Raw genomic sequence first — 21,580 nt, 5'->3', positions numbered from 1 at the left:
AAGCAAAACAGCCAGCAGTGTAAACTGCTCGCCGATGACATCAAGAATAATTCTTATTTTTATTCTTTATCGCCTGCCAGCCGAAAGGTGAGGTTGTAACGGCAGGCGCCGGTGTCCGGATGGTCACCCTCTTTCAACGGCTGAATACCGTGATAAAACAGCCGCGACTCGCCGCCCCAGACCACCACGTCCCCGTGCTCCAGCAGCACTCTGCGCAGCGGATCGCTCCGCTGCAGGCCGCCAAACTGGAACACCGCCGGCAGCCCCAGCGATACGGAAACGATCGGCGCACGCAGATCGCGCTCATCCTTATCCTGATGCAGCGAGAGCTTCGCCCCGGGCTGATAGCGGTTGATTAAGCAGGCGTCGGGCACAAAGCCCGCGTAGCCACAGGCGAGCGCCGCCTGCGCGGCCAGCTCGGCGAATATCGGCGGCATCGGCGGCCAGTTGCGCCCCGTTAGCGGATCGCCGGGAGCATACAGATAGCCGTGCATATTGGTCGTCCAGCCCAGCGGCCCGCAGTTAGTCATCGCCACCGACATGGTGTAGCCGCCGGGCGTGACCATCTGGCGAAACGGCGAAACGTCGGCAACGCCCAGCAGCGCCTGCAGCAGAGTCGGAGCGCGCTGGTGGGCGAAGCGCCGCAGAATGACGGCCCCGGGCGCCAGCGGTTCCTGCCAGGGGGGCGTATCGGCAAAAAGATCGAGCATTACGACTCCTCGGTTTGTGCTTCCCGGGCCAGCAGCTGCGCTTTGCGGGCGGTTCCCCAGCGATAGCCGGACAGCGCCCCGCCTTCGCGTACCACCCGGTGGCACGGAATGACGATAGCCAGCCGGTTGGCCGCGCAGGCCCCCGCCACCGCCCGGACGGCGCGCGGCTGGCCGATACTTTCGGCAACCTGGCGGTAGCTGCGCGTTTCGCCCGCCGGGATCTGGCGCAGGGCCTGCCAGACCCTCTGCTGAAAGGCGGTGCCGCGAATATCTAACGGCAGATCGACGGCCTGGCGGCTATCGTCGATGTGGGCAAAAATCTGCGCCACCCGCGCGGAAAAATGCGCGTCGCCGGGCAGAAGCCGGGCGTGAGGAAACAGGCGGCGCAGCTCGTCCAGCGGCGCGTCGCCCTCTCCGGGCAATACGGCGCACACTCCACGCTCGCTCTGCGCCACCAGACAGCGGCCAATTACACAGTCGCCGAGCGTGTAGACAATATCGGTATCATCGCCGCCGCGGCGAAACTGGCTGGCGGTCATGCCAAGCACGGCGTCGGCCTGACGATAGTAGCTGCTGCCGTCGGGAAAGCCTGCGGCCAGCACCGCCGGGGTCACTTTTTCCCCTTGCGCCAGCGCGTCCCGTAAACGCCGCGCGCGCCACGCCTGCTGCCAGGCCTTCGGCGTCATGCCGGTGACGGATTTAAATAAACGGTGGAAGTGGTACGGGCTGACCGCCAGCTCATGGGCCAGCGCCTCGAGGGTAATGGGCGCTTCCTGCTCAAGCAGGCGGCAGGCTCTGGCAACTTTCTCGGCCTTCTGCCGCTGCGGGTCGCTTTTGTCCGGCTGACAGCGCTTGCAGGGGCGAAATCCATCGGCGATGGCGGCCGCCACATCAGGGTAAAAACGGACGTTTTCCCGCAGCGCCCGCCGCGAGCGGCAGGAGGGACGGCAGCAAACGCCGGTGGTCAGCACGGCAAACACAAACTGACCGTCGGCGTGGGCATCACGATCGCATACCGCCTGCCAGCGGCGGTCATCGGTATCAGCAATAATCGGTTTCATCATCGGCTCCTGCTTTAAGTGTATAGCCAGTCTGATTCATCGCCCGCCGAATAAAACCCGAAATCTTGCTGTTTAATTCTTTTCGCCAACCAGGAAGGTGCGGAACTGCGGCGACATCCAGGTTTTAAACCCCTCCCCCTCTTTGACAATCATATAGACGGCCAGCCCCTGCTCTTTCACCACCTCCTGCGCCTTTTGCGGGCCGAGGACCATCAGCCCGGTATCCCAGCCGTCGGCTTCCAGCGCCGTCGGCGCAATCACCGTCACCGAGACCAGCTTATGGTCGATCGGTCTGCCGGTTTGCGGATCGATCACGTGCGAGATCCGTTTGCCATCCAGCTCGTAATAGTTGCGGTAGCTGCCGGAGGTGCTGATACCGTGGCCGTTAATATCGACGATGGCCTGGACGGCGTTTTCACGATCGGTCGGTTTTTGGATCGCCACTCGCCACGGCTGCCCGTCGGCGTTCATCCCTCGGCTAACCAGCGCGCCGCCGACGGAAACCAGATAGCGAGAAATGCCCTCCTGCTCCATCAGACGCGCCAGATGATCGGCGGCATAGCCCTCGCCCACGGTCGAAAGATCGACATACAGATCCGCAATATCCTTTTGTAAATACTGACGATCCGCGCGGTTAATCACCGTCAAATGCTGCAACCCCGTCCGCGCTTTTGCCGCCGCGATCTGCTGAGGATCCGGCGTTTTTACCGGCTGCTTATCCGGGCCAAAGCCCCAGAGATTAACCAAAGGCCCGACGGTAACATCCATCGCGCCGTGCGTTTTCGCGCCAATGCGCAGGGACATGGTGACGATATCGGCCATCGCTGCGCTGACCGGCCACGGCTCGGTGGAGGTAGCGTGGTTAAATTGCATCAATGCTGAATCGTTTTTCCAGGTGGAAAGCAGGCGATCGTCGGAGTCCAGCTGGGTCTCTATTTTCTGCCACAGCGCCTGGGCTTTCGCTCGATCAACGTCAATGACGCTGACCCGCCAGAATGTGCCCATCGTTTTGCCGTCCAGCACGGTCGCGGCACTCTTTTGGGCTGCAGGTGAGGTGGCTGAATCACAGCCGGAAAGGAGTACGCAAACGCCGAGCAGCGCGGCGCGGAAAAAAGTGATATCCATAAAATTGGCTTCCTCTTGCTAAGGCTGCAAGAGTACACCAGCCTGCTTAAACGAGGCATAAAAAAAGGCGCCAGAGGCGCCTTTTTCGTAACTTCAGCGTGCTTAGAACTGGTAAACCAGGCCCAGAGCAACCACGTCGTCGGTAGAGATACCGGCGCTGCGGGTGAAGCTGTTGTCGTCCAGCAGGTTGATTTTGTAATCAACATAGGTAGACATGTTTTTGTTGAAGTAGTAGGTCGCGCCCACGTCAACATATTTCAGGATATCCTGGTCGCCGTAACCGTTCAGGTCCTTACCTTTAGACTGCAGGTAAGCAACGGACGGACGCAGACCGAAATCGAACTGGTACTGTGCAGCCACTTCGAAGTTCTGTGCTTTGTTAGCAAAGCCCAGGCTACCAGCGCGAGTTGCGTTGTAGGTCTGAGTGTACTGAGTTGCCAGGTAGATGTTGTTCGCGTCGTATTTCAGACCGCCGGTGTAGGTTTCAGCGTGATCGCCTTCGCCCAGCAGCAGCTGGTTCTGATCGTCGGTACGCTTGGAGTTAGCATACGCGAAACCAGCGCTGATACCGTCGAAGATATCATAAGTTACGGAAGTACCGAAACCGTCGCCGTTCTGTTTCAGAGCGCCACGACCGTTGTTGGTCGCGCCTTCGCCGCTGACGCTGCCGTTTTTACCCTGATACTGCAGAGCAAAGTTCAGGCCGTCAACCAGACCGAAGAAGTCAGAGTTACGGTAGGTTGCAACGCCGTTAGCACGGGACTGCAGGAAGTTGTCAGAACCGTAGGTGTCGCCGCCGAATTCCGGCAGAACGTCGGTCCAGGAAGTTACGTCGTAAACAACGCCGTAGTTACGACCGTAGTCGAAAGAGCCCGCGTCGCCGAATTTCAGACCTGCGAATGCCAGACGAGTCCATGCCTGATCGCTGGAGCTTTCAGTGTTGTTCGCCTGAACGTTGTATTCCCACTGGCCGTAACCGGTCAGCTGGTCGTTGATCTGGGTTTCGCCTTTCACGCCAAGACGCATGTAGGTCTGGTCGCCGTCTACGCTCTTGTCGTCAGAGAAATAGTGCAGACCGTCGATTTTGCCGTACAGGTCTAATTTGTTGCCATCTTTGTTATAAATTTCAGCCGCATTTGCTGCGCCTGCTACCAGCAGAGCCGGTACCAGGAGGGACAGTACTTTAACTTTCATGTTATTAACCCTCTGTTTGTTATATGCCTTTTATTATGCCACTGCTTACTGATTACCCTTCTAATCAGTCGGCTATATTCATTGTGCTGTAAAATGCAGAATAATCCAACAAGAATATGATACGAAAACTTCTAAGGTGTTTCAAAATGCGCACAAGATGTTTCAATTTGTAAATGCAAGGGAACTTTTCGCAACGATGAAAAATCGTAAAATAAGCACCAATAATCAAGAAAATAATTTTTTTCAATTACCATCAGGTAGTTACACACCACGTCAGGTATAGCACTGAATGACAAAACAAAATGGTCGCCTGCGACTAGAATAACTCCCGCTATCATCATTAACTTTATTTATTACCGTCATTCAGTTCTGAATGTCTGTTTACCCCTATTTCGACCGGATGCTTCGCATCCGGTTTTTTTTACCCTTCTTTACATAACTTTAATTATACCTGTGCTAGCCGCGATAAAAATAACGGTTATTAATCAAACACTCCGCGTATCAGGAAGTCCTTATCCGGGTAATTTCTTGTTATTTCGTGCTATTTCCTGCAGGTAATCGGCAAATAACTGTACAGAATCAATTCCGCTGTACATTTTTATTGTCAACGCTCCTTTAAGATAAATCCCAAAGCAAAAAAGCGCTGAAGGCCATTCTGTAGTATGGATTTGATAAATTAGCCTTTATACTGCTTAGCGAATTCACTCTGCTACCAGTTACTTTGGTGCAACATCCTGCTTACAAACATTGATGAGTCGCACTGCTACACGATGACCCAGAAAAAGTTCACCCTGATGCCTGGCAGCATCACCCGTTTCTTCATTTTAATGGTCATCGTCCTGCTGGCGACGATGAGCGTGACGCTGCAAAGCGCGGTCAACGCCTGGTTAAAAGAGAAAAGCTATCAAGTTGTCGACGTAAGCCATGCGCTGCACAAGCGTATCGATGCGTGGCGCTATGCCACCTGGCAAATTTACGACAATATTGCCGCCACCTCTTCCAGCGCCGCCGGCGAGGGTTTACAGGAAACGCGGTTAAAGCAGGATGTCTATTATCTGGAAAAGCCGCGGCGTAAGACCGAGGCGCTGATTTTTGGCTCTCATGACAGCTCAACGCTGGAAATGACGCAAAAAATTTCCAACTATCTCGATATTCTGTGGGGCGCAGAGACCATTCCCTGGTCGATGTACTATCTCAACGGGCTGGATAACAGCCTGATTCTGGTCTCAACTCTGCCGCTCAAAGACCTGTCTTCCAGCTTTAAAGAGTCGACGATTAGCAACGTGGTGGAGTCCCGCCGCGCGGAAATGCTGCTGCAGGCTAACACGCTCGACGAAAGAGAAACCTTCTCGTCGCTGCGCCAGCTTTCATGGCAAAACGGCCACTACTTCACCCTGCGGACCACCTTCAACCAGCCGGGTCATCTGGCCACCGTGGTCGCTTTCGACCTGCCGATTAACGATTTGATCCCGCCGGGCATGGCCCTTGACAGCTTCCGCCTTGAGCCTGACCCGTCGCAGAGCGCGACCGGCAATCCGGATAAAGAAGAGTCTGATAACGTCAGCATCAACTTCAACGGCACGCGGATTGAAATCGTCACCGCCATTAATACCACCGGGATGCGCCTGATCTGGGTGGTGCCATTCAGTACTCTGATGATTGAGTCGCTGCAGAACGTCCTGCTGCCGCTCCTGCTGATTATCGGCCTGCTGGCGCTGACCCTGTTTGGCTTCACGACCTTTCGCCACTACAGCGGCCGTAGCCGTCAGACCGGGACGAGCGTCTCCTCTGCTGCCAGCGGCGAGCATCGTACGCTGCGGGCAATAAATGAAGAGATTGTCTCGCTGCTGCCGCTGGGGCTGCTGGTTCACGATTTGGAAGCTAACCGCACGATTATCAGCAACCCCATCGCCGATCATCTGCTGCCGCATCTCAACCTGCAAAATATTACCAACATGGCGGATCAGCATCAGGGCGTGATTCAGGCTACGGTGAACAACGAACTGTATGAGATTCGCCAGTACCGCAGCCAGGTCGCGCCGCGCACGCAGATCTTCATCATCCGCGATCAGGATCGGGAAGTGCTGGTGAGTAAAAAGCTCAAGCAGGCCCAGCGCCTGTACGAGAAAAACCAGCAGGGCCGCACCGCGTTTATGCAGCACATTGGCGCCGCGCTGAAGCAGCCCGCCCGCAGCCTGGCGGAAGAAGCGGCCGCGCTCGGCATTGCTGAAAGCCGCAGGCTGGCGCAGCACGCGGATGAGCTGGTGCAGCTGGTTGACGAAATTCAGCTGGCAAACCTGCTGGAAAGCGATAGCTGGAAGAGCACGCCGGATCGGTTCTCAATTCAGGAGCTGATCGATGAAGTGGTGCCGGAAGTGCTGCCCGTGATTAAGCGCAAAGGCCTGCAGCTGCTGATTAACAACGCCCTCGCGGCAAATGAGCAACGCTACGGCGACCGCGACGCGCTGCGCCGTACGCTGCTGCTGCTGATTCAGTACTCGGTCACCACCACGCAGATCGGTAAAATCACCCTCGAGGTGAGCAAGGACGACTCTGCGGACGATCGTCTGACCTTCCGCATTATCGATACCGGCAACGGCGTTTCGGCAAACGAAATCGATAATATGCACTTCCCGTTCCTTAATGATACTCAGGCCGATCTGTACGGTAAGGCCAATGCGCTCACCTTCTGGCTCTGCGATCGCCTGACGCGCAAGCTCGGCGGCCAGATGAATATCAAAGCGCGCGAATCTCTGGGCACCCGCTACTCCCTGCACCTCAAAATGCCGGCCAGTGAAGAAGAGAGCGACTCCGGCGAACATCTGCTGGATGACGTGGTGGTATTACTTGATATTACGGCTAATGAGGTCCGAAAGATTGTCGTGCGTCAGCTTGAAAGCTGGGGAGCGAGCTGCATCACGCCGGATGAGAGGCTGACAAGTCAAGAATACGATCTCTTTTTAACGGATAATCCGTCTAATCTTACTGCTTCTGGCTTGCTTTTAAGCGATGATGAGGTCGGGATACGAAAAATAGGTCCAGGCCAACTGTGCGTCAATTTTAATATCAGCACGGCCATGCAGGAAGCGATTCTGCAACTGATTGAACAGCAGCTGGCGGAAGAAAACGTGCAACCTTCTCCTCCGGGAAGCGGGAGCAACGCCGAACTGCACGCCAGCGGCTATTATGCGCTGTTTGCCGACACGGTTCCGGATGATGTTAAGAGACTGTATACTGAGCTGGCAACAAGCGATTTAGCTGCGCTGGCCCAGACTGCACATCGCCTCAAAGGGGCGTTTGCTATGCTTAACCTGATACCCGGCAAACAGTTATGTGAAACGCTTGAGCATCTGATTCGTGAAAAAGATGCGCAAAGCATAGAAAAATACATCAGCGACATTGACGTTTACGTCAAGAGCTTGCTGTAGCAAGGTAGCCTAATACATGAATACTATGAACGTAATTATTGCCGATGACCATCCGATCGTACTGTTCGGTATTCGTAAGTCACTCGAGCAAATCGAGTGGGTAAACGTTGTCGGCGAGTTTGAAGACTCCACAGCACTTATCAATAATCTGCCGAAATTAGACGCCCATGTTCTGATTACCGACCTGTCCATGCCAGGCGACAAATACGGCGACGGGATTACGCTTATCAAGTACATCAAGCGCCATTTCCCGGATCTGTCGATCATTGTTCTGACCATGAACAATAACCCGGCGATCCTCAGCGCGGTGCTGGATCTGGATATCGAAGGGATCGTGCTGAAACAGGGCGCGCCGACCGATCTGCCGAAGGCGCTGGCGGCGCTGCAGAAAGGCAAAAAATTTACGCCGGAAAGCGTTTCACGCCTGCTGGAAAAAATCAGCGCCAGCGGCTATGGCGACAAGCGCCTGTCGCCGAAAGAGAGCGAAGTTCTCCGCCTGTTTGCCGAAGGTTTCCTGGTGACCGAGATTGCCAGAAAGCTCAATCGCAGCATTAAAACCATCAGTAGCCAGAAGAAATCGGCCATGATGAAGCTCGGCGTAGAAAACGACATTGCCCTGCTCAACTACCTCTCTTCCGTTTCACTGAGCGCAACCGACAAAGAGTAACGCTCACCTTCCCGGATACGGCGCGACCGTCATGCGCCATATCCGGGGCAACGACCCGCCACTGCCAGGCCGCGCCCGCGGAAATCTTCGCCCTATTCCCTGCTCTTACGCACCCGCGCGGCGTACAGCGTCAAAGTTTGCTTGATAATATCCAGCGTCACCGGTTTAGAAAGACAGCTGTCCATACCCGACTCAAGGCAGCGCTGCTTCTCTTCCGCCAGCGCGTTGGCGGTCACCCCGATAACCGGCAGCGTCATTCCCAGCTCGCGAATACGCTGCGTCAGGCGATAGCCGTCCATATTCGGCATATTGACGTCGCTCAGTACGATATCAATATGCTGCTTGCTCAGGACGCCCAGCGCATCAACCCCGTCGTTCGCCGTTACGCACTGATAGCCCAGCGATCCGAGCTGGTCGGCCAGCAGGCGGCGGTTGATCGGATGATCGTCCACCACCAGAATCATCATGTCATCGTGATTGGCCGTCTGCGTTTCCGGCGCGGATAGCGCCGGGCCGTGTTCGGCGCTGGCCACGTCGACGTGCAGGATACGTCCCAACAGCGGCAGCAGCTCGTGCGGCGTCGTGACGCTATGCAGCCACTCTCCCGGCGCGCGCTCCTGCGGAATGCCGATATGCCGGCGGCAGAAAATAATCACCGCCGCCCCTGACCAGCCAGTATGCGCTTCATCATCGGTGAGCAAAATATCGTCCGCTCCCGGCGTCTCGCCGGCATAGTTTTTCACCTTCACGCCGTGGTGATTCAGCAGCGAGGTGATAAACATCGTCAGAGCGGTGTTGTGAACGGCAAGCCAGCAGCATTTTTCCGCCAGGCCATCGGCAAGCAGCGGCGCGCCGTTTTGCACGCCATACAGCGGAATGCGGATGGTAAAGCGGCTGCCCATGCCGGGCTCGGTTTCCACGGCAATATCGCCATCCATCATGCTGATGAGCTTCTCGCAAATCGCCAGCCCGAGGCCAGTTCCCTGGAAATTGCGCTGAACGCCGGTGCCGACCTGGAAGAACGGGTCAAACAGGCGCACCACCTCTTTTGCCGGGATCCCTTCCCCGGTATCGCGCACGCTGATTTGCAGATAGTCGCCGGCGCACTGAACGTGCAGGATAATGCAGCCGGTATCGGTGAATTTGATGGCATTGCTCAAGAGGTTAGAAATGACCTGCTGCAGACGCATCGGATCGCCGGACATCAGCTGCGGAACGTCGGGCTCAATAAAGCAGTACAGCCCGAGCTGCTTGCGCACCACCAGCGGCAGATAGTTCGCCGAGATGTGGTTCATCACCTCGCGCGGCGAGAACTCGCTCGGCTCGATTTTCAGCTGTTCGGACTCAATTTTCGAGAAATCCAGAATATCGCTGATGATCTTCAGCAGCAGGCTGGACGAGTTGTTCATCGCCGTGACCAGACGGTCGACGCCCTTCGGCAGCTCTTTGGTTTGCAGCAGATCGAGGTTGCCGATAATTCCGTACAGCGGCGTTCGCAGCTCGTGGCTCACCGTCGCAAGGAACATCGATTTCGACTGGCTGGCCTGCTCTGCGGCCTGCGCCATCTCCTGCAGCGACTCTTCCATTTTGACGCGGGCGCTGACGTCAACCAGCACGCAGATAGCCACGTTTTCGTTGCGGTAGCGCGAGTGAACGAAGCTGATTTGCAGATTGGTGTTATTGCTGGTCAGCACATCGACAAAATTGACCTGCTGGCCGCAGATAATCTGCGTCAGCCTCTGCCGGTCCTCATGGGTCAGCATATTAAGGTAGTTATGCGCCAGTTCGTTACTCAGAATATTGGTGCCGTCGAGGGTGCGCAGAATACAGATCCCCACCGGCGCCGAGGCCACGATCTTACGGTTAAACTGCTCGTGCTCCTCGAGGCGCTGGGCGTCATTTTCCGCCGGGATAAAGATCCGCCGCTCGTACATTCGCGCGAGGGCGAAAAGCATCACCCCGGTCAGAATATTGAGCACTATCGCATTGAGGATCAGCATCCGGATGCGCTCGAGGACCTGGTCTACCGATACCGAATATACGATGCTCAGAGAGGATGGCGGCAGGCTCTTCTTCATGGCCAGTTCGCGGAAGCCGGAGGTATAGCCGAACCAGATCCGTTCCTGCATCCAGCGGGCCTCGCCCTTGATTTTAGCGTCCGGCCCGGCGAGGGAGATGAGCGGCTGGCCTTTGTCGTCAAGGATCGTGACGCTCATCGGCAGGCTGCCCGGCGTGAAGAAGCTCTCCATGCGAATCGTTTGTTCGACGCCGAGCATCGCCTGCAGGCGGTTGGCCATATAGACCGGCGTCAGCGCGTAGAAGTAGCCGACGCCGGGACGCACGCCCTGGCTAATCCAGAACAGATTGCTGCCGCGTTCGCTTTGCGGGGCGTCGCGATACTGCTCAATACGCTGGTGCAGCACCTTCAGCGCCTGGTCCCGTTCCAGCGGCATCTCGCGCAGGCCAAAGTTCGCCATGCACAGATTATCGCTGCCAATTAAAAAGATACGGTTGAGATCGTAAGCGGCGGAGAAATTATCACGCCAGTAGCGCATAAACCATGCCAGAGACTGCAGCGAATTGCGCCAGGTACCGCTCATTGCCCCGCAATCTGAATCCGGATAGAGCGGTTCGAAGTCCGGAACCGCGATGTCGCCATTTTGCACCGGCGACGCGTCGCCTTCACGGCCGCCGCCCGGCCGATTGCCGGCAACATACTTCAGCTCTTTAATGACGTCCGCCGTGCGCTGGATATAGCGCTGCGCCTGATCGGCGTTGAGGTTAAACTCCTGGCGGATCTCCGACTCCCGGTCATGCAGCGCGTTAACAATGTAAAACACCGAGACGAAAGCAATCAGCATCCACAGCAGGACCGCCAGCGCCCGGAACAGGTAGCGTGAAACTTTTAGCGTGGTATGAAAAGAAGCAAGATATTTCAATGTGGCGATGCTCGGCCGTCAGGGACTCAACAGAATGGGGTTAAGGTAGCGGTAAACACGTTTTGTCGCAACGTTATACTCTCTGGATCACCCGCGGCGGGCAAATAAAAAGGGCCGGGAATATCCCGGCCCTTTTCGCATCATTACCGCAGATTATTCATCATCTTCGGCGATGTCATCATCCGCTTCAGCGTCGGTTTCCGGCGCGATATCCTCGTCGCCTTCCGCCACGCTGCCGTCGATGGCATCCAGCTCTTCATCATCAACCGGTTCAGCAACGCGCTGCAGGCCAACAACGTTTTCATCTTCCGCAGTACGGATCAGAATGACGCCCTGAGTGTTACGACCCACGATGCTCACTTCCGATACGCGAGTACGCACCAGGGTGCCCGCATCGGTGATCATCATGATCTGATCGCAATCATCCACCTGTACCGCGCCCACCACGGAGCCGTTACGCTCGGTCACTTTGATCGAGATAACGCCTTGAGTGGCGCGGGACTTGGTCGGATACTCATCCGCCGCAGTACGCTTGCCGTAGCCGTTCTGGGTCACGGTGAGGATCGCACCTTCGCCGCGCGGAATGATCAGGGAGACAACTTTATCTTCACCCGCCAGCTTGATACCGCGTACGCCGGTCGCGGTACGGCCCATGGCTCGTACTGCGCTCTCTTTAAAGCGCACCACTTTACCGGCCGCAGAGAACAGCATCGCTTCGTCTTCGCCGTTCGTCAGATCAACGCCGATCAGCTCGTCGCCTTCGTTCAGATTCACGGCGATAATGCCGGCTGAACGCGGACGGCTAAACTCGGTCAGCGCCGTTTTCTTAACGGTACCGCTCGCGGTCGCCATAAAGACGTTCACGCCCTCTTCGTACTCGCGTACTGGCAGGATGGCGGTGATACGTTCATTGGCTTCCAGCGGCAGCAGGTTGACGATTGGACGTCCACGCGCGCCACGGCTGGCTTCCGGCAGCTGATAAACCTTCATCCAGTAGAGACGACCGCGGCTGGAGAACAGCAGGATCGTATCGTGGGTGTTGGCCACCAGCAGGCGGTCGATAAAGTCTTCTTCTTTAATACGTGCGGCCGATTTACCTTTGCCACCGCGACGCTGCGCCTCGTAGTCGGTCAGCGGCTGATACTTCACATAGCCCTGGTGAGACAGGGTGACCACCACATCTTCCTGGTTGATCAGATCTTCGATGTTAATATCAGCGGTGTTGGCGGTGATTTCGGTGCGACGCTGGTCGCCGAACTGTTCGCGCATCGCTTCCAGTTCTTCACGAATCACTTCCATCAGACGGTCGGCGCTGCCGAGAATATGCAGCAGTTCAGCAATCTGTTCGAGCAGCTCTTTGTATTCGTCGAGCAGTTTTTCATGCTCAAGGCCGGTCAGCTTCTGCAGACGCAGATCCAGAATCGCCTGGGCCTGCTGTTCGGTCAGATAGTATTGACCGTCACGCACGCCGAACTCTGGCTCCAGCCACTCCGGACGCGCGGCATCATCACCGGCGCGTTCCAGCATCGCCGACACGTTGCCCAGATCCCAGGGTCTGGCAACCAGCCCGGCTTTCGCTTCCGCAGGCGTTGGCGCACGGCGGATAAGCTCGATGATCGGGTCGATGTTGGCCAGCGCAATTGCCAGGGCTTCAAGGATGTGCGCACGATCGCGGGCTTTACGCAGCTCGAAAATAGTACGACGGGTGACCACTTCACGGCGGTGACGCACGAACGCGGAAAGAATGTCTTTCAGGTTCATGATCTTCGGCTGACCGTGGTGCAGCGCAACCATGTTGATGCCGAAAGAGGTCTGCAGCTGAGTCAGCGAGTAGAGGTTGTTAAGAACCACTTCACCCACCGCATCACGCTTGATCTCAATCACGATACGCATGCCGTCTTTGTCAGACTCATCGCGCAGCGCGCTGATCCCTTCCAGACGCTTCTCTTTCACCAGCTCGGCCATTTTCTCGATCAGGCGAGCCTTGTTCACCTGATACGGAATTTCATGGACGATGATGGTTTCACGGCCGGTTTTCGCATCGGTTTCTACCTCAGCGCGGGCGCGAATATAAATTTTGCCACGGCCGGTACGGTAGGCTTCCTCGATGCCGCGACGGCCATTGATAATGGCGGCGGTCGGGAAGTCCGGGCCTGGAATGTGTTCCATCAAGCCTTCGACGGAGATGTCTTCATCGTCGATATAGGCCAGGCAGCCGTTAATCACTTCCGTCAGGTTGTGCGGCGGAATGTTGGTCGCCATCCCAACGGCAATACCGGACGAACCGTTTACCAGCAGGTTGGGGATTTTTGTTGGCATGACGTCAGGGATGCGCTCCGTGCCGTCATAGTTATCAACGAAATCAACCGTCTCTTTTTCGAGGTCGGCCATCAGCTCGTGGGCGATTTTCGACATACGGATTTCCGTATAACGCATCGCTGCGGCGGAGTCGCCATCGACAGAACCGAAGTTACCCTGGCCATCGACCAGCATATAACGCAAGGAGAATGGCTGCGCCATACGTACAATGGTGTCATAAACGGCGGTATCACCGTGAGGGTGATATTTACCGATTACGTCACCAACGACACGGGCGGATTTTTTATAGGCTTTGTTCCAGTCATTGCCCAATACGTTCATGGCGTAAAGTACGCGACGGTGTACCGGTTTCAACCCATCTCGGACATCCGGCAGCGCACGGCCAACAATGACCGACATCGCATAATCCAGATACGAGCTCTTCAGCTCTTCCTCAATGTTGACCGGTGTAATTTCTCTCGCAAGGTCGCTCATCTAACCGCTATCCCTCTACTGTATCCCGGATTCAAAGGTCGCAAATTATAACACAGCCGCGGTGATACCGGTAAACCTATACCCAATGAATTTCGTACCGCATCAAGGCGGCAAGCGCGGGAGTCCCGATGAGCTCACCGTAGTGAGTGATTCGGGTGAGCGCGTGCGGCCAACGAAGAGGCGGTGCGAAAGGCGAAGGGTATAGACGGTTTATTCATGGCGGTCTGCTGATATACTCGCAGGTCTGAACTGAAAAGGAGTAAAAGCGCCCATGAATGCCGAAAAACCGTCGGTGGCCCACAACGTTGATCATAATGAAATCGCTAAATTTGAAGCCGTCGCCTCGCGCTGGTGGGATTTAGAGGGCGAATTCAAACCACTGCATCGCATCAACCCGCTGCGGCTGGGCTATATTGCGCAGCGCTCCGGCGGCCTGTTCGGCAAAAAAGTGCTCGATGTCGGCTGCGGCGGCGGCATTCTTGCGGAGAGCATGGCGCGGGAAGGTGCAACGGTAACCGGGCTGGATATGGGCTTTGAACCGCTGCAGGTGGCGAAGCTGCACGCGCTGGAAAGCGGCGTTCAGGTTGAGTATGTCCAGGAGACCGTCGAAGAGCACGCGCTGAAGCATGCGCAGCAGTACGACGTGGTGACCTGTATGGAGATGCTGGAGCACGTTCCCGACCCGCAGTCCGTCGTCCACGCCTGCGCCCGGCTGGTTAAGCCCGGAGGTCAGGTCTTCTTCTCAACCATCAACCGCAACGGCAAAGCGTGGCTGATGGCGGTAGTCGGCGCCGAATACGTGCTGAAGATGGTGCCCAAGGGGACCCATGACGCGAAGAAGTTTATCAAGCCGTCCGAGCTGATCGGCTGGGTAGATCAGACAAATCTGAAAGAGCAGCATATTACCGGCCTCCATTTCAATCCGCTAACCAATACCTTCAAGCTGGCGCCGGGCGTAGATGTTAACTACATGTTGCATACAACGGCGAAAAACGCATAACGTCAGCGGTTTTTCATATGATGATTGCGCGGCATCAAGCCGCGTAATTTTTCCTGGCGCCGAAGAAATCAGCACTCGATCAAATTTTCATTTTTATTTTTGAGTTTATTGACATCTTCGCCAGGCCTTATGCGACGTGGGCCCGGCTATTATTACGCTTCCGCAACCTCAATTTAACGTCAAAATCAACTCTTGTACTCAAAAGAATCCTTACTAGAATACTCACCATATAGCGTTCTTTTTATCTACAACCCCCTACATATAGTATTTATCCACAGAGTTAGTCACAACGACCTTCTGTGGATAAGCGGGGGATATTTTCTTTCACGGACAGGTATAATCCACATGAATCAGAGTCTGCTGGTGACAAAGCGCGACGGTACAACCGAGCGTATTAATCTCGACAAAATCCATCGCGTACTGGATTGGGCGGCAGAAGGACTGAATAACGTTTCGATTTCTCAGGTAGAATTGCGTTCCCACATTCAGTTCTACGACGGCATCAAAACTGCCGATATTCACGAAACTATCATCAAGGCTGCGGCGGATCTTATCTCCCGCGATGCTCCGGATTACCAGTATCTCGCCGCGCGTCTGGCGATTTTCCATCTGCGTAAAAAGGCCTACGGCCAGTTCGAGCCGCCGGCGCTGTTCGATCACGTCACGAAGATGGTCAACAAGGGTAAATACGATACTCATCTGCTGGAAGACTACACGGAAGAAGAGTTCAAGCAGATGGACTCGTTCATCGTGCACGATCGCGATATGAGCTTCTCCTATGCGGCAGTTAAGCAGCTGGAAGGTAAGTATCTGGTGCAGAACCGCGTGACCGGCGAAATTTATGAAAGCGCCCAGTTCCTCTACATTCTGGTCGCCGCCTGCCTGTTCTCGAACTACCCGCGCGAGACCCGTCTGGACTACGTCAAGCGCTTCTACGACGCGGTGTCCACCTTCAAGATTTCTCTGCCGACGCCGATCATGTCCGGGGTTCGTACGCCGACCCGCCAGTTCAGCTCCTGCGTGCTGATTGAGTGCGGCGACAGCCTCGACTCCATCAACGCCACCTCCAGCGCGATTGTGAAATACGTTTCCCAGCGCGCCGGCATCGGCATTAACGCCGGCCGCATCCGCGCGCTCGGTAGCCCGATTCGCGGCGGTGAAGCCTTCCACACCGGCTGTATCCCGTTCTATAAGCACTTCCAGACCGCGGTGAAGTCCTGTTCACAGGGCGGCGTGCGCGGCGGTGCTGCCACCCTCTTCTATCCGATGTGGCATCTGGAAGTTGAAACCCTGCTGGTGCTGAAAAACAACCGCGGCACCGAGGCGAACCGCGTTCGTCACATGGACTACGGCGTACAGATCAACAAGCTGATGTACACCCGTCTGCTGAAAGGTGAAGATATCACTCTGTTCAGCCCGTCCGACGTCCCAGGCCTGTATGACGCCTTCTTCGCCGATCAGGACGAGTTTGAGCGTCTCTACACCCAGTACGAAAAAGACGACAGCATCCGCAAGCAGCGGATCAAAGCGGTTGAGCTGTTCTCTCTGATGATGCAGGAGCGCGCCTCTACCGGTCGTATCTACATCCAGAACGTTGACCACTGCAACACCCACAGCCCGTTCGACCCGGCTATCGCGCCCGTTCGTCAGTCCAACCTGTGCCTGGAAATCGCCCTGCCGACCAAGCCGCTGAACGACGTCAACGATGAAAACGGCGAAATCGCGCTGTGTACGCTGTCAGCGTTCAACCTCGGCGTGATTGAGAGCCTGGACGAGCTGGAAGATCTGGCGGTGCTGGCGGTTCGCGCGCTGGATGCGCTGCTGGACTATCAGGACTACCCGATTCTGGCGGCAAAACGCGGCGCCATGGGCCGTCGTACGCTGGGTATCGGCGTGATTAACTTCGCCTACTATCTGGCAAAACACGGCAAACGCTACTCCGACGGCAGCGCCAACAACCTGACGCACAAGACGTTTGAAGCTATTCAGTACTACCTGCTGAAAGCCTCCAACGAGCTGGCTATCGAACAGGGCGCCTGCCCGTGGTTCAACGAAACCACCTATGCCAAGGGCGTTCTGCCGATCGATACCTATAAAAAGGATCTCGACGCTGTCGTTAGCGAGTCACTGCACTACGACTGGGAGCAGCTGCGCGAGTCGATCAAAACCCACGGCCTGCGTAACTCGACCCTCTCCGCGCTGATGCCTTCAGAGACCTCTTCGCAGATCTCTAACGCCACCAACGGTATCGAACCGCCGCGCGGCCATGTGAGCATCAAGGCTTCGAAAGACGGCATTCTGCGCCAGGTGGTTCCGGATTACGAAAAGCTGCAGAACAGCTACGAGCTGCTGTGGGAAATGCCGAGCAACGATGGCTACCTGCAGCTGGTCGGCATCATGCAGAAGTTTATCGATCAGTCGATTTCGGCCAACACCAACTACGACCCGACGCGCTTCCCGTCCGGAAAAGTGCCGATGCAGCAGCTGCTGAAAGACCTGCTCAACGCCTATAAATTTGGCGTAAAAACTCTGTACTATCACAACACCCGTGATGGCGCGGAAGATGCGCAGGACGATTTGGCGCCATCCATCCAGGACGACGGCTGCGAAAGCGGCGCTTGTAAGATCTGATAACGCCCCCCTCGCCCCATGGCGAGGGAACATCACAGCCCGGCCCCGTCTGTAGGGCCGGAGCGAGGGGCAATAACATCACAGGACGCACATTTAATGGCATATACCACCTTTTCTCAGACCAAAAACAATCAGCTGCTTGAGCCGATGTTTTTTGGTCAGCCGGTTAACGTTGCCCGTTACGATCAGCAAAAATATGACATCTTCGAAAAGCTTATCGAAAAGCAGCTCTCCTTCTTCTGGCGCCCGGAGGAAGTTGACGTTTCCCGCGATCGTATCGATTATCAGGCGCTGCCGGATCACGAAAAGCATATCTTCATCAGCAACCTGAAGTACCAGACCCTGCTGGACTCCATCCAGGGCCGCAGCCCGAACGTCGCGCTGCTGCCGCTGATTTCGATTCCTGAGCTGGAAACCTGGGTAGAGACCTGGGCGTTTTCTGAAACCATTCACTCGCGCTCCTACACCCATATCATCCGCAACATCGTCAACGATCCGGCGATGGTCTTCGATGATATCGTCACCAACGAGCAGATTCAGAAGCGCGCGGAAGGGATTTCCAGCTACTACGATGAGCTCATTGAGCTGACCAGCTACTGGCATCTGCTGGGTGAAGGCACCCATAGCGTTAACGGTAAAACCGTCACCGTGAACCTGCGCGAGCTGAAAAAGAAACTGTACCTGTGCCTGATGAGCGTGAATGCGCTGGAAGCGATTCGCTTCTACGTCAGCTTCGCCTGCTCCTTCGCCTTCGCCGAGCGTAAGCTGATGGAAGGTAACGCTAAAATCATCCGCCTGATCGCTCGCGACGAAGCGCTGCACCTCACCGGCACCCAGCACATGCTGAACCTGCTGCGTTCTGGCGTCGACGATCCGGAAATGGCCGAAATTGCCGAAGAGTGCAAGCAGCAGTGCTATGACCTGTTCGTGCTGGCGGCTCAGCAGGAGAAAGAGTGGGCAGATTATCTGTTCCGCGATGGTTCGATGATTGGCCTGAACCGCGATATTCTCTGCCAGTACGTCGAATACATCACCAATATCCGCATGCAGGCGGTCGGTCTCGAACTGCCGTTCCAGACCCGCTCCAACCCCATCCCGTGGATCAATACCTGGCTGGTATCCGATAACGTGCAGGTTGCGCCGCAGGAAGTGGAAGTCAGCTCCTACCTGGTGGGGCAGATCGATGCCGAAGTCGATGCCGATGACCTGAGCAACTTCCAGCTCTGATGAAACGCATTTTTTTGAAAATTTCTGACACCCATCTCGAGTGTCAGGATGAACACCACTGCCTGCTTGATGCCCTGGAATCGCATAATATCGACGTGGAGTATCAGTGCCGCGAAGGTTATTGTGGCTCCTGCCGCACGCGGCTGGTGTCCGGTCAGGTTGACTGGCTGACCGAGCCGCTGGCGTTCATTCAGCCGGGAGAGATTTTGCCCTGCTGCTGCCGGGCAAAAAGCGATATCGAAATCGAGATGTAGCTGCCTGGCAACATCCCATCCGCGCCGACCGGCGCGGACAGGTTTGCCATTCACGCCGCGGGTTAGCGGCGTTCCCCCTCTTGCTGCAGAAACTGCACCGCCTTATCCGGGAAGTCGCTGAACAATCCATCGACGCCAGCCTTGTTATACAGCAGATCGAACAGCTGGTTCACGTTGGTGACGTAATCCGGCAGCTGGTCAGCGCGGACGGTATAGGGGTGGACCACCAGATGCTGGCGATGCGCCTCTTTCACCATGTCAGTCAGCGCCACCTGGCCCGGCCTGGCGTTCGCCGCCACCAGCATGTGGTAGTCCGGGCCGATGCCGTCGGCGTATTGTGCAATCTGCCCCATCGCGCCGGGCTTAAACATCCAGTCATAGCTGTAGTTAACCCATTTGCCATCCGCCTGGCGCTGCTGGGTTTCATTCCAGTCGCTGTAGGCGATCAGCTGCACCAGATTCAGGTCCATCCCCATCTTCGGTTCCAGCTCGTTCTTGATGCGCTTGAGTTCGTTGGCATCAAAACACTGCAGATACACCTTATCCTGCTTGCTGGTGTAGCCATACTTCTTCAGCACCTGCAGGACGCTGGTGGCGATATCCTTGCCTTCCTGATGGTGGAACCACGGCGCTTTAATTTCCGGATAGATACCGATATTTTTCCCGGTTGAGTGGTTCAGCCCCTGAACGAACTCAATCTCCTCTTCAAAGGTATGAATGCGAAAATCCGCTTTTCCCATAGGGAAGCGCCCCGGGAAGGTCTGGACGTTCTTACCGTTTTTGGGTTCAAACCCTTCGCTGAACTTCAGCGTTTTTATCTCCGCCAGGGTGAAGTCGATCGCGTAGAAGCGGCCATCCTGACGTGCGCGCTGCGGAAATTTCTCCGCCACGTCGGTGACCCGATCGAGATAGTGGTCATGCAGCACCACCAGCCGATCGTCTTTGGTCATCACCAGGTCCTGCTCGAGATAATCGGCTCCCTGGGCATAGGCCATCGCTTTCGCCGGCAGCGTATGCTCCGGCAAATAGCCGCTGGCGCCGCGGTGGGCAATGACTATCTTATCCCCCGCCTGGGCGGCAAAACTCAGCGTGGAGCCTGCCAGCAGAATCCCGGTCATCAAGGTCGTTATTGCCGTTTTCATGCTCACTCCTCAGGACTGTTTCAGCTGCTGGTGATGACGTTTTTCGCCCACCATCACCACAATCAGCAGCAGCACCGCCAGCACGCTACCGCCGATCATGACCATAAATCCGCCGTCCCAGCCGAAGAAGTCAACGGTGTAGCCGACGATGGCGCTGGCGGCAACGGAGCCTCCCAGATAACCAAACAGCCCGGTAAAGCCCGCCGCGGTACCGGCGGCCTTTTTCGGCGCCAGCTCGAGAGCATGCAGGCCAATCAGCATCACCGGACCGTAAATCAGGAAGCCGATAACGATCATGCAGGCCATATCAACGCCCGGATTACCCGGCGGGTTAAGCCAGTAAACGACGGTGGCGATGGTCACCAGCGTCATAAAGAAGACCCCGGTCGCCCCGCGGTTGCCTCTGAACACCTTATCCGACATCCAGCCGCAAATCAGCGTCCCGGGGATCCCCGCATACTCGTAGAGGAAGTAGGCCCAGGAGGATTTATCCAGCGCAAAGTGCTTCACCTCTTTCAGGTAGGTTGGCGACCAGTCGAGAATGCCGTAGCGCAGCAGGTAGACAAAGACGTTGGCGATGGCGATATACCACAGCAGCCGGTTTGGCAGAATATACTGCTTAAAGATCTGCCGGGCGGTGAGCTCCTGCTCGTGCTGCTCGCTGTAATCATCCGGATAGTCGTTCTTATACTCTTCAATCGGCGGCAGGCCGCAGGACTGCGGGGTATCGCGCATCATGGCAAAAGCAAATACCGCCAGCAGGATCGCGCCAAACGCCGGCATGTACAGCGCCGCGTGCCAGTCGTTGAACCAGGCCATCCCGAGCAGGAAGAGCAGCGGCGGGATCCCGCCGCCAACGTTGTGCGCGCAGTTCCATACCGAAACGATGCCCCCACGCTCCTTCTGCGACCACCAGTGCACCATCGTGCGCCCGCAGGGCGGCCAGCCCATCCCCTGGAACCAGCCGCAGAGGAACAGCAGCACAAACATAACCATGATGCTGGAGGTCGCCCAGGGCACAAAGCCCATCACCAGCATGACCAGCGCAGCCAGGATCAGCCCCGCCGGTAGAAAAATGCGCGGATTCGAGCGATCGGATACCGAGCCCATAATGAATTTTGAAAAACCATAGGCGATGGAAATCCCGGACAGCGCAAAGCCGAGATCGCCGCGAGAGAATCCCTGCTCCACCAGGTATGGCATGGCTAACGCAAAGTTCTTGCGCACCAGATAGTAGGCGGCATAGCCAAAGAAAATACCGATAAAAATCTGCCAGCGTAGCCGACGATAGTGCGGGTCAATTTCCGCCTCGGGTAGACGCGCTTTGTGCGCCGCGGGTTTAAAAATACTTAACATAGCAGCCTCCGTTGCCATTTGCTTTTATGGGTACAGGTAAAAAAAAAACCTAA

14 protein-coding genes are annotated in these 21,580 nt (G+C 56.2%); 6 read left to right on the top strand and 8 right to left on the bottom strand.

What is annotated here, in order from left to right:
* Positions 1-59: 59 nt before the first annotated feature.
* The 4 genes from alkB to ompK36 all read right to left on the bottom strand — a co-directional run bounded on the left by alkB (position 60) and on the right by ompK36 (position 4,090).
* On the bottom strand, positions 60-710 hold the full coding sequence (gene alkB / locus HCK03_RS07715) for a DNA oxidative demethylase AlkB (RefSeq protein WP_167691357.1): 651 nt from the start codon (positions 708-710) through the stop codon (positions 60-62).
* Positions 710-1,771, bottom strand: coding sequence for a bifunctional DNA-binding transcriptional regulator/O6-methylguanine-DNA methyltransferase Ada (gene ada, locus HCK03_RS07710; RefSeq protein ID WP_167691356.1), 1,062 nt, complete (start codon positions 1,769-1,771; stop codon positions 710-712). Before ada ends, alkB begins: the two co-directional genes overlap by 1 nt.
* A 72-nt stretch (positions 1,772-1,843) precedes the next feature.
* Positions 1,844-2,896 carry an FAD:protein FMN transferase ApbE gene (gene apbE / locus HCK03_RS07705; protein ID WP_167691355.1) on the bottom strand — a complete coding sequence of 351 codons (1,053 nt, stop codon included), beginning with the start codon at positions 2,894-2,896 and terminating at the stop codon, positions 1,844-1,846.
* A 102-nt stretch (positions 2,897-2,998) separates the two neighbouring features.
* The gene (gene ompK36 / locus HCK03_RS07700) at positions 2,999-4,090 is read right to left on the bottom strand and encodes a porin OmpK36 (RefSeq protein ID WP_115192200.1); all 1,092 of its coding nucleotides are present in this window, start codon (positions 4,088-4,090) and stop codon (positions 2,999-3,001) included.
* 770 nt (positions 4,091-4,860) lie between these two features.
* Here ompK36 and rcsD point away from each other — a divergent pair.
* Complete coding sequence (gene rcsD / locus HCK03_RS07695) at positions 4,861-7,518, top strand: phosphotransferase RcsD (protein ID WP_041146526.1); 2,658 nt, start codon at positions 4,861-4,863, stop codon at positions 7,516-7,518.
* 16 nt (positions 7,519-7,534) lie between these two features.
* Complete coding sequence (gene rcsB / locus HCK03_RS07690) at positions 7,535-8,185, top strand: response regulator transcription factor RcsB (RefSeq protein ID WP_041146527.1); 651 nt, start codon at positions 7,535-7,537, stop codon at positions 8,183-8,185.
* A 92-nt stretch (positions 8,186-8,277) separates the two neighbouring features.
* Here the strand turns inward: rcsB and rcsC are convergent, their stop codons facing one another.
* Both rcsC and gyrA read right to left on the bottom strand, forming a co-directional pair.
* Positions 8,278-11,124, bottom strand: coding sequence for a two-component system sensor histidine kinase RcsC (gene rcsC / locus HCK03_RS07685; protein ID WP_167691354.1), 2,847 nt, complete (start codon positions 11,122-11,124; stop codon positions 8,278-8,280).
* Positions 11,125-11,277: 153 nt separating this feature from the next.
* Positions 11,278-13,917, bottom strand: a complete 2,640-nt coding sequence (gyrA, locus tag HCK03_RS07680; protein WP_041146529.1) for a DNA topoisomerase (ATP-hydrolyzing) subunit A — start codon at positions 13,915-13,917, stop codon at positions 11,278-11,280.
* 271 nt (positions 13,918-14,188) lie between these two features.
* Between gyrA and ubiG the strand changes: the two genes are divergently transcribed.
* The 4 genes from ubiG to yfaE all read left to right on the top strand — a co-directional run bounded on the left by ubiG (position 14,189) and on the right by yfaE (position 19,029).
* Positions 14,189-14,917, top strand: a complete 729-nt coding sequence (ubiG, locus tag HCK03_RS07675; RefSeq protein ID WP_041146530.1) for a bifunctional 2-polyprenyl-6-hydroxyphenol methylase/3-demethylubiquinol 3-O-methyltransferase UbiG — start codon at positions 14,189-14,191, stop codon at positions 14,915-14,917.
* A gap of 345 nt (positions 14,918-15,262) precedes the next feature.
* Positions 15,263-17,548, top strand: coding sequence for a class 1a ribonucleoside-diphosphate reductase subunit alpha (nrdA, locus tag HCK03_RS07670; RefSeq protein ID WP_041146531.1), 2,286 nt, complete (start codon positions 15,263-15,265; stop codon positions 17,546-17,548).
* A gap of 96 nt (positions 17,549-17,644) precedes the next feature.
* Entirely contained in the window at positions 17,645-18,775 is a 1,131-nt protein-coding gene (gene nrdB, locus HCK03_RS07665; RefSeq protein WP_041146532.1) for a class Ia ribonucleoside-diphosphate reductase subunit beta, read from the top strand.
* Positions 18,775-19,029, top strand: coding sequence for a class I ribonucleotide reductase maintenance protein YfaE (gene yfaE / locus HCK03_RS07660; RefSeq protein ID WP_041146533.1), 255 nt, complete (start codon positions 18,775-18,777; stop codon positions 19,027-19,029). The genes nrdB and yfaE overlap by 1 nt, the downstream gene beginning before the upstream one ends.
* Positions 19,030-19,091: 62 nt before the next feature.
* On the opposite strand, the gene glpQ is transcribed toward yfaE, so the two are convergent.
* Together glpQ and glpT are read right to left on the bottom strand one after the other, a co-directional pair.
* Positions 19,092-20,171 carry a glycerophosphodiester phosphodiesterase gene (gene glpQ / locus HCK03_RS07655; protein ID WP_135184204.1) on the bottom strand — a complete coding sequence of 360 codons (1,080 nt, stop codon included), beginning with the start codon at positions 20,169-20,171 and terminating at the stop codon, positions 19,092-19,094.
* Between the two features lie 9 nt (positions 20,172-20,180).
* The gene (glpT, locus tag HCK03_RS07650) at positions 20,181-21,527 is read right to left on the bottom strand and encodes a glycerol-3-phosphate transporter (RefSeq protein ID WP_041146535.1); all 1,347 of its coding nucleotides are present in this window, start codon (positions 21,525-21,527) and stop codon (positions 20,181-20,183) included.
* Positions 21,528-21,580: the final 53 nt, after the last annotated feature.

The sequence above is a fragment of the Klebsiella terrigena genome, assembly GCF_012029655.1.
In the GTDB taxonomy this organism is placed as follows: domain Bacteria; phylum Pseudomonadota; class Gammaproteobacteria; order Enterobacterales; family Enterobacteriaceae; genus Klebsiella; species Klebsiella terrigena.
The sequence above is the reverse complement of the archived record's forward strand: the minus strand, read 5'-3'. Positions and strand labels throughout refer to the sequence as shown.